Here is a 14,295-nt window from a genome sequence, read left to right as displayed (position 1 = left end):
CTGTGTAGTTCAACAGTGAACTAATGGCTCCGCGGAGCCGGCGAGAGGGTGAGAGTGGTGCAGTTCGGGATCTTCACCGTCGGGGACGTCACGACCGATCCCACCGACGGCCGCACGCCGAGCGAGCACGAGCGGATCAAGTCGATGGTCGCGATCGCGTTGAAGGCCGAAGAGGTGGGCCTCGACGTCTTCGCCACGGGCGAGCACCACAATCCGCCCTTCGTGCCCTCGTCGCCGACGACCATGCTCGGCCACATCGCCGCACGCACCGAACGCCTCGTCCTCTCCACCTCGACGACGCTCATCACCACCAACGATCCGGTGAAGATCGCCGAGGACTACGCGATGCTCCAGCACCTGTCCGACGGACGCGTCGATCTGATGATGGGCCGCGGCAACACCGCGCCCGTCTACCCCTGGTTCGGACAGGACATCCGGCAGGGCATCCCGCTGGCGATCGAGAACTACGCGCTGCTGCACAAACTGTGGCGCGAGGACGTGGTCGACTGGGCGGGCCGCTTCCGCACGCCGCTCGAGGGCTTCACCTCCACGCCGCGCCCGCTCGACGGTGTGCCGCCGTTCGTCTGGCACGGCTCCATCCGCAGCCCGGAGATCGCGGAGCAGGCCGCGTACTACGGCGACGGCTTCTTCGCGAACAACATCTTCTGGCCCAAGGAGCACTACATGAAGCTCATCGGGCTCTACCGTGAGCGCTTCGCACACCACGGGCACGGCACCCCGGAGCAGGCGATCGTGGGGCTCGGCGGGCAGGTCTTCATGCGCAGGAACTCCCAGGACGCCGTGCGGGAGTTCCGCCCCTACTTCGACAACGCGCCGGTCTACGGGCACGGGCCGACGCTGGAGGAGTTCACCGATCAGACGCCGCTGACGGTGGGAAGTCCGCAAGAGGTCATCGAGAAGACCCTCACCTTCCGCGAGTCCTTCGGTGACTACCAGCGGCAGCTGTTCCTCATGGACCACGCCGGCCTTCCGCTGAAGACCGTGCTGGAGCAACTGGACATGCTCGGCGAGGAAGTGGTGCCCGAGTTGCGCAAGGAGTTCGCCGCGCGCCGGCCCGCCGGAGTGCCGGACGCCCCGACGCACGCGTCGCTGGTCGCTCAACGCGGCTGAGTCGCCCCGGGATTGGTTCCGACCAATCCCCGCACGCGCATTGTGGCGTGCGTTACACGATGGGATGCTCAACGGGCAGTTACCGGGAAGTAGCCCTACCGAGGAGCACCCGTTGAGTAGCACCCACCCCCACACCCCCCAGTCCGCCGGGCAACCGGAGCACGACCCCCCTCCGGGCCCCCGCAGCAGCCGCCGCACCGTACTGCGTGCCGGCGCCGCTCTGACCGGACTCGGCCTGGCCGGCATCACGCCGGGCGCCCAGGCCTCGCAGTCGCAGAACACCGTGCACGCAGCCGTCGGCAGCGGCTATCTCGTCGGTCGCGGCGTCGTCGACGCCACCGGCGAGATAGCCGAGGTCGGCATGATGGGCTACGGCCGCGTCGACCAGCAGGCGCAAGGTCTCCATACCCGCCTGCGCGCCCGTGCGTTCGTCTTCGCGGACCAGGAGACGCAGGAGCGCGTCCTCCTCGTCGTCGTCGACACGGCCATGATCTTCGAGAGCGTGCACCAGGCCGTGCTCAGCAGACTCGGGGAGAAGTACGGCGACCTCTACACCCACCGCAACGTCATGCTCACCGCCACCCACACCCACTGCGGACCGGGCGGCTCCTCGCACCACCTGCTCTACGACCTCACCACGCTGGGGTTCCACAAGAAGACGTTCGAGGCCATGACGGACGGCATCGTCGAGGCCGCGACCCGCGCCCACGAGGACGCCGCACCTTCCGAACTCACCCTCACGCACACGGAGTTGACCGGAACCAGTGCGAACAGGTCACGCGAGGCATTCGAGCGCAATCCCTCCGACCTGCGCGGCCACTTCCCCGACGGCATCGATCCGCAGAGCACGCTGCTTCGCATCGAGCGTGATGGGCAGGCCGTGGGGGCGGTCAACTGGTTCGCCGTGCACGGCACCAGCATGTCCGGCGACAACAAGCTGATCAGCGCCGACAACAAGGGCTACGCCGCCTATCACTGGGAGCGCGAGGTCGAGGGAGCCGACTATCTCGACGGCACCACGCCGGACTTCGTCTCCGCGTTCGCGCAGACCAATGCCGGCGACATGTCACCGAACCTCGATCTGAAGCCGCCGACGACGCCCGCCGACTTCGGGCACACCCGCGAGTGCGGCCTGCGCCAGTACAAGGCCGCCGCGGGCCAACTCGACCAGCGGGGAACGAAGATGAGCGGAGGCGTGGACTCGCGGCTCGTCTACATCGACCTGTCCGACGTGACCGTCGAGCCCGAATTCACCGGGGACGGCAAGCAGCACAAGACCGCAAAGCCGGCAATCGGCGCGTCGATGGCGGCCGGCAGCCTCGAGGACGGCCCGGCGTTCCCCGGGTTCGAAGAGGGCGAGAACCCCCTCTGGGACAAGATCTCGGACTCGATCATCTACGAGGCCTCACCCGAACTGCGTGAGGCGCAGGCGCCGAAGGGTATCGTCGCCCCCGTCGGCGAGATGAACCGCATCTACCCGTGGGTCCAGGAGCAGGTGCCGGTGCAGCTGGTGCGCATCGGGCAGCTGTACCTGATCGGTGTTCCCGGCGAGGTGACCGTGTGTGCCGGGCTGCGGCTGCGCCGCACGGTCGCGGAGGGCGTCGGTGCCGAGGTGAAGGACGTACTCGTCGCGGGCTACGCCAACTCATATTTCCACTACCTCACCACGCCAGACGAGTACGACTCGCAGCAGTACGAGGGCGGGAGCACCCTCTTCGGGCGCTGGCAGCTGCCCGCGATCCAGCAGACGGCGGCACAGCTCGCCCGTGCCATGCGGGACGGCAAGAGTCTGCCGCTCGGGCCGGTCGCGCCGGACATCTCCGGGAAGACGATCTCCCTTCAGCCGCCGATCGTGCTGGACGCACCGCCCCTGTCGCACGAGTTCGGTGACGTGCTCACGGCTCCGCGCGCCAACTACCGTGCGGGAGAGCGGGTGACGGTGGTGTTCGCGGGGGCCCACCCCGGCAACGTGCTCCACCGGGGCGGGACCTATCTGCGCGTGGAAGCACGGAAGGGCGGCGAATGGCGCACCGTCGCGGACGACGGTGACTGGTCGACGACCTTCCGCTGGGAGCGTTACGGCATCGCCGCCTCGAAGGTGACGGTCACCTGGGACATCCCCGAGGGGACGGCCTCCGGCGAGTACAGGATCACCTACGAGGGCGACGCCAAACCGGTCGCGGGCGACCCGAAAGCCATCTCCGGCACCAGTTCTGGTTTCACCGTGAGCGGCTGACGGGACGCCCGTGGGGGCGGCCGGGCAGTGCTTACTGCCCGGCCGGCCTTACTTACTGCAGCTGCTGCTGCTCTTCCTGCTGTCCGGCCTCCCCGCCGCCTTCGCCGATCGTCGCGCCGGTCGCCTCCAGCGCGTCGGTGACCGGCTGGAAGAAGGTCTCGCCGCCCTGCGTGCAGTCGCCGCTGCCGCCGGAGGTCAGACCCACGGCCTGGTCCTCGGAGAACATCGCGCCGCCGCTGTCGCCGGGCTCGGCGCAGACGTTCGTCTGGATCATGCCGTTGACGACGTCGCCGCCGCCGTAGTCGACGGTGGCGTCCAGCGCGGTGACCTCACCGTCGGTGACGCCGGTCGTGCTGCCGCTGCGCTGCACCTGCATGCCCACGGCGGCCTCGGCGGCGCCGGTGATCTCCTGCGTGCCGCCCTGGCCCTCACCCAGCGGGTCGAGGTTCACGGCGCTGGTCGCCTCGGCCTGCGCGTCGTCCAGCGTGGCGATCGCGAAGTCGGTCTCCGGGAACTGCGAGTCGGTGATGGAGCCGAGTGCCTGCGCCCCTGCCTCGTCGGAGGTCCAGTTCTGCGCGGCGTTGCCGCAGTGGCCCGCGGTCAGGAAGCCCGGCGCTCCGTCCACCTGGACGTTGAAGCCGAGCGAACAGCGGGTGCCCTCCGCGAAGATGGCGTCGCCGCCGAGCACACCTTCGGCAGCGGCCTGGCCGCCCTCGCCAGCGCCTGCGCCCTCGTCGCCCTGGCCGGCGCCTTCGTCCCCGGCGCCGTTGCCGGCGCCCTGGTCGCCGGCGTCGCTCTGGCCGACGCCGCCGTTGCCGTGGAACTTCTGGAACTTACCGGCGGTCCGCTTGACCGACATCATGCCGTTCATGCCTGCGGCCGTCTTGTTCAGCGAGGCCCACTCTTCGTCGTCGACGGTGCTGTCGGCGAGCACGTTGACCTTGTTCGTACGGGGGTCGACCGACCAGGCCGAGCCCGCCACCGAAGCACCGTTGGCGAGGGTGTCGCTGACCTTCTTCAGCTCCGCCTTGGAGTTCTGCACGATTCTGGCCTGGGCGCCGCTCTCCTGGACGCGCTGAGCGGTCTCCTCGTCGAGGACGTTCATGACCAGGCGTTTGGCCTTGCTGTCGATGAACCAGCCGGCCGTCCTCGCCCCGTTCTCGTCCGCCAGTTTCGTGCCCATCGCAGCGGCGGCCTTTGCGCTCATCGTGCGTGGACCCGGCTGTTCCTGCTGCCCTGCGTTCGCGTACGGCAGCATGATTGCGGCCGTCGCCAGTGCCGCGGTGCCTGCGCCGGCTATCACATACGCCCGCTTCTTGTCCTTGCGTCGATGGCTCAACTCACTGACCTCCCTGGGTGTGGACCGGCGCCTCATTGCCGGCTCGGCGCAGTGGCACGCCATGGTTCTCCACAGGTACTCGCTCCGCCCGTTTCGTAGTTGAGACCGCTCAATGTCCGTGAGTTTCCCCCGCCGTTTCCCTTGAGGCGGTAGGGTCAGCGGGTTCCAGCGGGAACGGGCGGGCAGCCACCGGACCGCACGGGGGAGCGCTAGCGCATCACACGCCACCACGCCTGAACTGCCCCTTTTTCAGGGTCTCTTGGCCCTTTGAGGGGCGGGCGCGACCGGTGATGTACCGGGGAGTACCGTGCTGTCCTCGCACGACCACCGCTCGCATCACTTCTTCATCCTCAGAGGGAGATCATGACCGCTATACGTCACAGATGGCACCGCACCGCCGCCGTCGCCACGGGTGCTGCCGCTCTCGTCGGTGCCGGGATGTTCGTCGCCACGCCGGCCTCCGCCCACGTGCCGGGCTGGGAGGTGGACTGCTACACGACGAGCATCCACCTGGAGAACTACAGCGAACAGGGCAACACCATCAAGATCACCGCGGGTGACAAGACCCTGGTGAACGAGACTTTCGGCAAGACCTTCGACAAGAAGGTGAAGCTGCCCAAGCACACCTCTCCGCTCGAACTGCGCCTGGCGATCGACGCCGTTGACGACGACAAGTTCGACGTCAACGAGACCAAGATGTCGCCGGTGTGCGAGGAGTCCCCCTCGCCCAGCGAGCCCGCCCCCTCGCCCAGCGAGTCCAGCGAGGCCCCGGCGCCGTCGGAGCCCAGCACCGCTCCCCAGGGCGGAGGCGACGACCTCGCCGAGACCGGTGCCTCCAGCGCCACCCCGATGATCGCCGGTGCCGCCGGTGTCGTCCTGGTCGCGGGTGCCGGCCTGGTCGTGGTCGCGCGCAAGCGCCGCGCCGCGCAGGACTGAGTCCGTCCCGCGAGTTCTTCAGCAAGCCCGACGAGGGCCCGGCAGCCAAGTGATCGCTGCCGGGCCCTGGTTGTGTGAGGGGTGACTGTCGTGCCGGGTCAGACGGTGACAGCCCTGGACCGCGGGCCGGCCTCCGTCTCCTGGGTCTCCTGCGAAGGCCGGTCATGGTCGGGCCGCTTGAGCAGCAACAGCATGCAGCCCAGGGTGAGGAGCACCTGGAGGACCGCGTAGCAGATCACGGCGGTGATCGAGCCCGTACGGTTCAGCAGGAACTGTCCGACGACGGGTGTGGTGCCGCCGAGCAGCGTGCCGCACAGCTGGTAGCACAGAGAGATGCCGGTGTAGCGGACGTTGGCGGGGAAGCGGCTGGCCAGCATGCCGGCCAGTGCCGCGTAGTAGAGGCAGTGCGGGACGGTCGCCACCGACACGCCGAGCATCGCCAGCCAGTAGTTCTCCGTGCCGATCAGGATGAACATCAGCGGCATCAGGACCAGTTCGGGCAGCAGCATGATGCTCACCGCTCGCGACCAGTTGCCCATCCGGGTGGCGAGGACGGCACCGAAGGGCTGCACCACGATCTGCGTGATGTTCGCGACCAGGATGATCGTGAGGAACGAACTGCGGTCGAAATCAAGGCTGGACGTCGCCCACGAGAGCGCGAACGTCGACTTGAAATAGGTGGCCGACAGCCCGATGGTGCAGGCGCCGATGCCGAGCGCGATGAGGCCCGGGCAGGTGCGCAGCACCTCCTTCAGCGGCAGCTTCGCGACGCCCCGGTCCTCGATCAACTTGGCCATCGCCGGTGATTCGGTGACCTTCATGCGCAGGAAGAGGCCCACGACGACGAGCAGGGCGGAGGCGAGGAACGGTATCCTCCAGCCCCAGCTGAGGAATTCGGGCTCCGGGAGCGCGCTCACGGCGAGGAAGGCCACCGTGCTGAGGGTGTTGCCGACGGGGGAACCCTGCTGCGCGAAGGCGCCGTAGAGAACCGACTTGCCCTTGGGCGCGTGCTCGGAGGCGATCAGGACGGCGCCGCCCCATTCACCGCCCAGCCCGATGCCCTGGATCATGCGGATCGTCACCAGCAGGACGGGAGCGGCGACTCCGATGGAGGCGTAGCCGGGCAGCACGCCGATCAGGGTGGTCGAGACACCCATCAGCAGCAGCGTGATGATCAGCGTGTTCTTGCGGCCGACCCGGTCGCCGATGTGCCCGAAGACGATGCCCCCCAGCGGGCGGGCGAGGAAGCCGACCCAGAACGTGGCGAACGCGACGAGCGTGCCGATGGCGCCCTCGAGTTGGGGGAAGAAGACCTTGTCGAAGACGAGGGCGGAGGCGGTTCCGTAGATGTAGAAGTCGAACCACTCGATCGTGGAGCCGATGAAGGCTCCGAATCCTGCGCGGTTCGCGGTCCTTCTCTGGTCCTGAGCGAGCGAGGCGCTCATGCGGCGGCTCCGGGTGAGGACATGGGCGGGCGGCGGGGCACGCCGCCCGCCTTGTGTGAAGGTGGGATGCCGGTCAGCGTGCCAGCCCCGACCTAGACGGGTCCAATACCGAATGACTGCCGCAGTGAGACCGTGCAGATATCAATAGCGCTCGAAGACCGCGGCGAGGCCCTGCCCGCCGCCGATGCACATCGTCTCCAGCCCGTACCGCGCCTGCGTGCGGTGCATGTGGTGCGCCAGTGTCGTGAGGATCCGCGCGCCGGTGGCGCCCACCGGGTGGCCCAGTGAGATGCCGGAGCCGCACACGTTGATCCGCTCCTCGTGGTCCTTCTCCGTCCATCCCAACTCACGTGTACAGGCGAGGACTTGGGCAGCGAAGGCCTCGTTGAGCTCGATCAGGTCCAGGTCGGACTCGGACAGCCCGGCCCGCTCCAGGGCCGCCTTCGTCGCGCCCACCGGGCCGATCCCCATCGTCTTCGCCGGAACTCCCCTACGGGCGAAGGAGACCAGCCGCACCATCGGTGTCAGGCCGAGGCGCTCGGCTGTCGCGGCCGTGGTGACCAGGCACGCGGCGGCGGCGTCGTTCTGCCCGCTGGCGTTGCCGGCGGTGACCGTCGACTCCGGGTCGGCCTTGCCCATCACCGGGCGCAGCGCGGCCAGTTGTTCCGCCGTCGTGTCCGGCCGCGGGTGTTCGTCCACGGACACGGTGCTCTCGCCCTTACGTCCCCGCACCGTCACGGGCACGATCTCCTCGGCGAACCAGCCCTCCTCCATGGCGCGGGCGGCACGCTGCTGCGAACGCAGCGCCAAAGCGTCCTGGTCCTCACGGGAGACGGCGTACTCACGGCGCAGGTTCTCCGCCGTCTCGATCATGCCGCCGGGCACGGGGTGGTGCTCGCCGCCCGCCGTGACACGTCCGCGGGCGAGGGCGTCGTGCAGCTGGAGACCGGGGCCCTTGATGCCCCAGCGGCCGTCGTGGGTGTAGTAGGGCGCCGCGCTCATCACATCGACGCCGCCCGCGATCACGATCTCGCTGAACCCGGCCCGTATCTGCATCGCGGCGTCCAGCACCGCCTGGAGCCCCGAACCGCAGCGCCGGTCGATCTGAATGCCGGTGACCGAGTCCGGCAGCCCGGCGTCCAGGGCGGCGACCCGTCCGATGGCCGGGGCCTCGGCGCTCGGATAGGCGTGGCCGAGGATCACCTCGTCGACCTGCGATCCGTCGACGCCGCTGCGCGCGACGACCTCCGAGATGACGCGTGCCGCCAGCGCGGCGGGCCGCTGACCTGCCAGGGCGCCGCCGAAGCGTCCGATCGGTGTGCGAAGGGGGTGGCAGATGACGACATCGGTGCGATCCGGCGTGGGGGCTGACATGGGGGGCCTTCCTGGCTGATTGCGGTCGCGGGCAGGGGGACGGCGCTTGGCCACGACCCTTCCACCGCACACTTTTCCGGTCCAATATCCGATTCGCCTCGCACTGATACGCGGGCGTACTCAATCGCCGCCCGAGCCCCCGGCGGTCACGGAACCCGGCGGGGGCAGCGCGTCCGCCGCGACGTCCAGGACGCTGCGCAGCGCAGCCGACGGGTTGTCCGTACGCCATGCCAGCGCCGCCTGGAGCACCACGGGCTGTCCGGTCAGCGGACGGTAGACAAGGCCGGTCTGCTGGATGTGCATGCAGGAGGTGAGCGTCAGCGTCACCCCGACCCCCATCGCCACCAGCGCGAGGATCGTGTACGAGTCGGGGGCCTCCTGCACGATCCGCGGGTGGAAGCCGCTGTGCTCGCACGTCTCCAGCGTGACGTCGCGCAGGCTGGAACCCGTACGGGCCGGAAAGCTGACGAACGGCTCCTCCGCCAGGTCGCCCACGGAGATGCGCCCGTGGCGGGCGAGGGGGTGGTCCGAGGGCAGCGCGCACACCAGCTCCTCCTCGGCGATCACACGGTGCTCTACTCCCGGCCGGTTCAACGGAAGTCGTACGAAGCCCAGGTCGAGCGTGCCGTCGGCGACCCGTGCCGCCGCCCTGTTCGCATACGTCTGACCCAGCATGACCAGCTCGATGCCGGGGTGCGCCGCCCGTACGGCACGGGTGAGCCGGGGCAGCGTCGTATGGCTGGAAGCGCCGGCGAAACCGACCCGGACGCGCCCGTACTCCCCGCGTCCGGCGGCCTTGGCCACCCGCGTCGCGATGTCGATGTCCTCCAGGACCGTGCGGACGGGCTTGAGGAACGCCTCGCCGGCGCTCGTCAGCCGCACCGAGCGCGTGCTGCGTTCGAAGAGCTGAACCCCCAGCTCCTTCTCCAGCTGCCGGATTTGCTGGCTCAGCGGCGGCTGTGCCATCTGGAGCCGCCTGGCAGCACGTCCGAAGTGCAGCTCCTCGGCGACAGCGACGAAGGAGGAGAGGTAGCGCAGTTCCACGTCGGCACGCTCCCGTCGGCCAGTTATCAGTTTCGCGTCTCAAACTGACCTTAATTCGGTATTGGACGCCAATCAATGGAGGGTGGGAGCGTAGTGCTGGGCGTGCCGTGACGAGCGGCGCCGAGGCGCACCGAGGAGATCTGGAGATGGCCGTGGAGACCGCCGTGGACAAGACGATGACGATGCGGGAGGCCGTCGCGACCTATGTCAGTGACGGTGACACCGTCGCCCTCGAAGGCTTCACGCACCTCATACCGACCGCGGCGGGCCACGAGATCATCCGCCAGGGCCGCCGCGACCTGACAGTGATCCGCATGACCGCCGACATCGTCGTCGACCAGATGCTGGCATCGGGCTGCGTATCGCGGCTGGTCTCCTCCTTCGTCGGCAACTCCTCCGCGGGCTCCCTGGGCGAGCTGCGCCGCCGCGTGGAGAACGACGACCCCGAGCCGCTCGCCTTCGAGGAGTACAGCCACTACGGGATGATCTGCCGCTACATCGCAGGAGCGCAGCGGCTGCCCTTCTACCCGTTGCGCAGCTACGGCGGCAGCGACCTGCCGGGCGTCAACCCGGCGCTGCGCAAGGTCACTTCGCCCTACCCCGGCCCGGACGGCGAGACCGAGCAGATCTACGTCGTGCCGCCCGTCAACCCGGACGTGACGATCGTGCACGCGCAGCGCGCCGACCGCTCAGGGAACACCCAGATCTGGGGCCTGACCGGCGTCCAGGCCGAGGCCGTGTACGCGGCGAGCAAGGCCGTCGTCGTCGTGGAGGAGGTCGTCGAGGACGCGGTCGTACGCTCCGACCCGAACCGCACCGTCATCCCGGCGCACGCCGTGGACGCCGTCGTCGTCTGCCCCCGCGGTGCACACCCTTCCTTCGCCCAGGGCTACTACGACCGCGACAACGCCTTCTACCGCTCCTGGTCGGCGATCAGCAAGGACAAGGAGCGGCTGACCGCCTGGCTGGAGGAGTGGGTCCACGGGACCGCCGACCACGCCGAGTACGTCGCCAAGCTCGGCGAGGAGTTCTGGGAAGGGCTCGCCGTCGGAGAGGCGATGAGCCTGCCGGTCAACTACGGCCGCAGGCTCTGACCCGGCCCGGCGACCGCCCGGCCCCGCAACCGGCCGCGGCCACGCACCCGATGCCGCCGCAGTCCCGAATCCGTATCCCGCACCTCCGCACACGGAAGTGAGCCGCAGATGACCACCGACACCGTGACCTCCTCCGAACTGCTGTCCGTTGTCGCCTCCCGTGAACTCGCGGCCAGGCGCACGGTGTTCGCCGGAATCGGGCTGCCCACACTGGCCGCCTCCCTCGCGCACCTCACCGTCGCGCCCAAGCTGGAGATCGTCTACGAGTCAGGGGTGTGCGGCGCGCACCCCTCGCACCTGCCCGAGACCATCGCCGACGCCGTACTCATCACCGGGGCTGAAGCGGTGATTCCGATGCCTACGCTCTTCGGGTCCGTCCTCCAGGGCGGCCACATCGACGTCGGCTTCCTCGGCGCCGCCCAGATCGACAAGTGGGGCAACCTCAACTCGTCCGTCATCGGCGACTGGCACCACCCCAAGGCCCGGCTGCCCGGATCGGGCGGTGCGAACGAGGTCATGGCCAGCTCCCGTGAGGTGTTCGTCGTCATGCGCCGCCACGACCAGCGCTCCTTCATGGAGGAGCTCGACTTCTGCACCTCGCCGGGCCCGGACCGTGCCCTCGCCGACGGCATCCGCCCGCTGGGAGCCGGAGTCACCCGCGTCATCACGGAGTTGGGCATCCTTGCGCGCGAAGGCGTCGGCGAGGAGCTGAAACTGGCCGCCCTGCACCCCGGTGTGACGGCCGAGGACGTGAAGGCGAACACCGGCTGGGACCTTCAGGTCGCCGGCGACCTCAGCGTCATCGAGCCGCCCTCGGCGGACGAACTGGCCCTGCTGCGCGAAGATGTGGACCCCGAGCGCGTGTATCTGCGCTGACGGGACGCCCAGGGACGACAACGGGACGAGCGCCGTCCGGCCGGGAGGGGCCGGGGCGGCGGCGCGTCCGGGGGAGCGGAGACGGAGAAGGCATGCGCATCAGAATCGTCGGTACGGGCGTCATGGGCCGCGGCATCGCACAGTGGGCCGCCACGGCAGGGCACACCGTCGAACTCGCCGACGCGCGCGAGGAGTCGGTCACCGAAGCCGTCACGTTCGTGGCCGGCATGCTGGAGCGTGCCGTGCAGAAGGGCCGGATGAGCCAGGACGACGCGGACGCCGCCCGGGAGCGCCTGGTGCCGCTCGCCTCGCCCTTCGCGGCGCCCGACGGCGAGGACTCCGCGCCCGCACTCGTCGTCGAGGCCGTTCGGGAGGACCTGGAGACGAAGGCCGCAGTCTTCACGGAGCTGGCGAAGGTGTTGCCGGAGACCACCGTCTTCGCGACCAACACCTCCTCGCTGTCCGTCACCGAGATCGGCGCACGGCTCGGCGACCCCGCCCGCCTCGGCGGGCTGCACTTCTTCAACCCCGTACCGCTGATGAAGATCGCGGAAGTCGTGCCGGGCGCCGCCACCCGCGAGGACGTCCCCGGATTCCTTGCCGCGTTCGTCGAGGGCTGCGGACACCGGGCGGTGACCGTGGCGGACACTCCGGGCTTCCTCGTCAACCACGCGGGGCGAGGTCTGGTCACCGAGGCACTGGCGCTGCTGGAGGAGTCCGTCGCCCCGCCCGCGGACCTTGACGCGATCGCCCGCGACGTCCTGGGCCTGCGCATGGGCCCGTTCGAACTCATGGACCTCACCGGCCTCGACGTCACCGCCTCCGTCATCGACACCATCTGGCGCGGATTCCGCCACTCCGACCGGCTGCGCCCCTCGTACCTCACGGCGAACCGGGTCACCGCCGGACTGCACGGACGCAAGACCGGACGCGGCTTCTACGCCTACGGTCCCGACGCCCCCGGCGATGCCGCCGCACCCACGGCGCCCCCCGTGGGCGGCGACGCCTCCCGCGGGGTGGAGGTCGTCGGCGAGGGACCGGACACCGACGCCGTACGGAGCCTGCTCGGCAGCCGCTCCGGGCCCGGGGGAGCGGCCGGCGGCTCCGGTACCGAGCCTCTCCTGCTCGTGCCCACGTGGGGCGGCACGGTCGCCGAGGCGGTGGCCGAGCAGGGCCTGCCCGCGGCCCGCACCCTCGGCATCGACCCGCTCTCACTGGACACGGGACGTCTCGTGCTCGCGGTGACACCGGCGACGGGGCCCGAAGCAGTCCGGGACGCGGCCGCCGTGCTCGCCTCCGCCGGAGCGCCGGTCACGGTCGTACGGGACACCGCGGGCTCCGTTGCTCAGCGCCTGCTGGCCTCCATCGTCTCGGTGGCGGCCTCCATCGCGGAACGTCACATCGCGTCGCCCGCGGACATCGACCTGGCGGTCACTGCGGGCCTCGGCTACCCGCACGGGCCGCTGGCGTGGGGCGAACGCATCGGCGCCGCCCGGATGTTCGCCCTGCAGCGCACACTTCTGGCCACTACGGGCGACCCCCGGTACAGGCCGACGCGCTGGGTCAGGGAACGCGCGCAACTCGGCCTGCCGCTGACGGCCCCGGACCTCCCGATCGACCGGCAGACTCAGGAGAACTCCCCATGACGAGCAGGGACTTCGGCCTCACGGAGACGCAGCGCGACATCCGCGCGATGGCCGCGGACTTCGTCGACCGGGAGATCGCACCGCACGCCCGCGAATGGGACCGCGCCGAACGCGTCGACCCGGGCATCCCCAAGCGCCTGGGAGAACTGGGCTTCCTCGGCCTGACCGTCCCCGAGCGCTACGGCGGCGTGGAGGCCGACCTGCTCTCCTACGTCCTGGCGACCGAGGAACTGGGGCGCGGCGACTCGTCGGTGCGTGGCATCGTCTCGGTCTCCCTCGGTCTGGTGACGAAGACCATCGCCGCGCACGGCACCGAGGCACAGCGCGAGGAGTGGATACCGCGGCTGGTCAGCGGCGACGCCCTCGGCTGCTTCGCGCTGACCGAACCGGGCACCGGCTCCGACGCCGGCTCCCTGACCACGCGGGCCACGCGTGACGGCAACGACTGGATCATCGACGGCGGCAAGATGTTCATCACCAACGGCACCGTCGCCGACGTCGCGCTGACCTTCGCCCGCACCAGCGAGAGCGGCATCACCGCATTCCTGGTGCCCACCGCCGCCCCAGGTCTGACCGCCACGGAGATCCACGGCAAGCTCGGCCTGCGCGGCCAGGCCACGGCCGAACTCGCCTTCGAGGGCGTGCGGGTGCCGGACTCCGCTCGTCTCGGTGCGGTGGACCGCGGCCTCGGCATCGCGCTCGGCGCGCTCTCCCGCGGCCGCATTTCCGTGGCGGCGGGCGCTGTCGGACTGGCCCAGGCCGCGCTCGACGCCGCCGTCGAATACGCCACGCAGCGGGAGCAGTTCGGCAGGCCCGTGGCCTCGTTCCAGCTGGTCCAGGAGCTGCTGGCCGACTCCGAGGTGGACATACGGGCGGCGCGGCTGCTCACCCACCAGGTGGCGAGGATGGCCGACGCGGGCGTCTCGCCGAAGGAGTATGCGACGGACGCCTCCATCGCCAAATACCACGCGAGCGAGGCCGCCGTGCGGGTCAGCAACAATTGCCTGCAGACGTTCGGCGGTTACGGCTTCATTGACGAGTACCCCGTCGGCAAGTACCTGAGGGACGCGCGAGTGCTCACGCTCTACGAAGGCACCAGCCAGGTCCAGAAGCTGATCATCGGCCGGAGCCTGACCGGTGTGAACGCGATGACGTGAGAACTCGACTTACGGCC

The 14,295-nt window shown here is 69.8% G+C and carries 11 protein-coding genes; 7 read left to right on the top strand and 4 right to left on the bottom strand.

Annotated features, from left to right (window positions below):
* Positions 1–57 precede the first annotated feature (57 nt).
* A complete protein-coding gene (locus tag I004_RS0105610; RefSeq protein WP_028434667.1) occupies positions 58–1,131 on the top strand; it encodes an LLM class flavin-dependent oxidoreductase in 1,074 nt (357 codons plus the stop codon).
* Between the two features lie 112 nt (positions 1,132–1,243).
* Positions 1,244–3,367: a neutral/alkaline non-lysosomal ceramidase N-terminal domain-containing protein gene (locus I004_RS0105605; protein WP_486579755.1), complete on the top strand. Its 2,124-nt coding sequence runs from the start codon at positions 1,244–1,246 to the stop codon at positions 3,365–3,367.
* A 52-nt stretch (positions 3,368–3,419) separates the two neighbouring features.
* Here I004_RS0105605 and I004_RS32440 read toward each other — a convergent pair whose 3' ends face one another.
* The gene (locus I004_RS32440; protein WP_486579754.1) at positions 3,420–4,706 is read right to left on the bottom strand and encodes a S1 family peptidase; all 1,287 of its coding nucleotides are present in this window, start codon (positions 4,704–4,706) and stop codon (positions 3,420–3,422) included.
* 363 nt (positions 4,707–5,069) lie between these two features.
* On the opposite strand from I004_RS32440, the gene I004_RS0105595 reads away from it, so the two are divergent.
* Positions 5,070–5,642, top strand: coding sequence for an LAETG motif-containing sortase-dependent surface protein (locus I004_RS0105595; RefSeq protein ID WP_028434665.1), 573 nt, complete (start codon positions 5,070–5,072; stop codon positions 5,640–5,642).
* Between the two features lie 98 nt (positions 5,643–5,740).
* On the opposite strand, the gene I004_RS0105590 is transcribed toward I004_RS0105595, so the two are convergent.
* The 3 genes from I004_RS0105590 to I004_RS0105580 form a co-directional block, all read right to left on the bottom strand.
* Positions 5,741–7,087 carry an MFS transporter gene (locus tag I004_RS0105590; RefSeq protein WP_028434664.1) on the bottom strand — a complete coding sequence of 449 codons (1,347 nt, stop codon included), beginning with the start codon at positions 7,085–7,087 and terminating at the stop codon, positions 5,741–5,743.
* A 141-nt stretch (positions 7,088–7,228) separates the two neighbouring features.
* Entirely contained in the window at positions 7,229–8,461 is a 1,233-nt protein-coding gene (locus tag I004_RS0105585) for an acetyl-CoA C-acetyltransferase (protein ID WP_028434663.1), read from the bottom strand.
* A gap of 120 nt (positions 8,462–8,581) precedes the next feature.
* Entirely contained in the window at positions 8,582–9,505 is a 924-nt protein-coding gene (locus I004_RS0105580; protein ID WP_028434662.1) for a LysR family transcriptional regulator, read from the bottom strand.
* Positions 9,506–9,651: 146 nt separating this feature from the next.
* Here I004_RS0105580 and I004_RS0105575 point away from each other — a divergent pair, with 146 nt between their 5' ends.
* The 4 genes from I004_RS0105575 (at position 9,652) to I004_RS0105560 (ending at position 14,278) form a co-directional block, all read left to right on the top strand.
* Positions 9,652–10,599, top strand: a complete 948-nt coding sequence (locus tag I004_RS0105575; protein ID WP_037975051.1) for a CoA-transferase — start codon at positions 9,652–9,654, stop codon at positions 10,597–10,599.
* A gap of 108 nt (positions 10,600–10,707) precedes the next feature.
* Positions 10,708–11,475 (top strand): 3-oxoadipate--succinyl-CoA transferase, encoded by a 768-nt coding sequence (locus I004_RS0105570; protein WP_028434660.1) that lies wholly within the window; start codon positions 10,708–10,710, stop codon positions 11,473–11,475.
* A 92-nt stretch (positions 11,476–11,567) separates the two neighbouring features.
* Complete coding sequence (locus I004_RS0105565) at positions 11,568–13,121, top strand: 3-hydroxyacyl-CoA dehydrogenase (protein WP_028434659.1); 1,554 nt, start codon at positions 11,568–11,570, stop codon at positions 13,119–13,121.
* A complete protein-coding gene (locus tag I004_RS0105560; protein WP_028434658.1) occupies positions 13,118–14,278 on the top strand; it encodes an acyl-CoA dehydrogenase family protein in 1,161 nt (386 codons plus the stop codon). Before I004_RS0105565 ends, I004_RS0105560 begins: the two co-directional genes overlap by 4 nt.
* The last annotated feature ends 17 nt before the right edge of the window (positions 14,279–14,295 follow it).

This window comes from Streptomyces sp. TAA486 (genome assembly GCF_000426165.1).
Note: the sequence above shows the minus strand (reverse complement) of the source record. Positions and strands in the feature narration are given on the sequence as shown.

Coding starts and splice junctions, on each gene's coding strand:
- I004_RS0105595 (WP_028434665.1), top strand. CDS start 5,070: ATGACCGCTATACGTCACAGATGGCACCGCACCGCCGCCGTCGCCACG.
- I004_RS0105590 (WP_028434664.1), bottom strand. CDS start 7,087: ATGAGCGCCTCGCTCGCTCAGGACCAGAGAAGGACCGCGAACCGCGCA.
- I004_RS0105585 (WP_028434663.1), bottom strand. CDS start 8,461: ATGTCAGCCCCCACGCCGGATCGCACCGATGTCGTCATCTGCCACCCC.
- I004_RS0105575 (WP_037975051.1), top strand. CDS start 9,652: ATGGCCGTGGAGACCGCCGTGGACAAGACGATGACGATGCGGGAGGCC.
- I004_RS0105570 (WP_028434660.1), top strand. CDS start 10,708: ATGACCACCGACACCGTGACCTCCTCCGAACTGCTGTCCGTTGTCGCC.
- I004_RS0105565 (WP_028434659.1), top strand. CDS start 11,568: ATGCGCATCAGAATCGTCGGTACGGGCGTCATGGGCCGCGGCATCGCA.
- I004_RS0105560 (WP_028434658.1), top strand. CDS start 13,118: ATGACGAGCAGGGACTTCGGCCTCACGGAGACGCAGCGCGACATCCGC.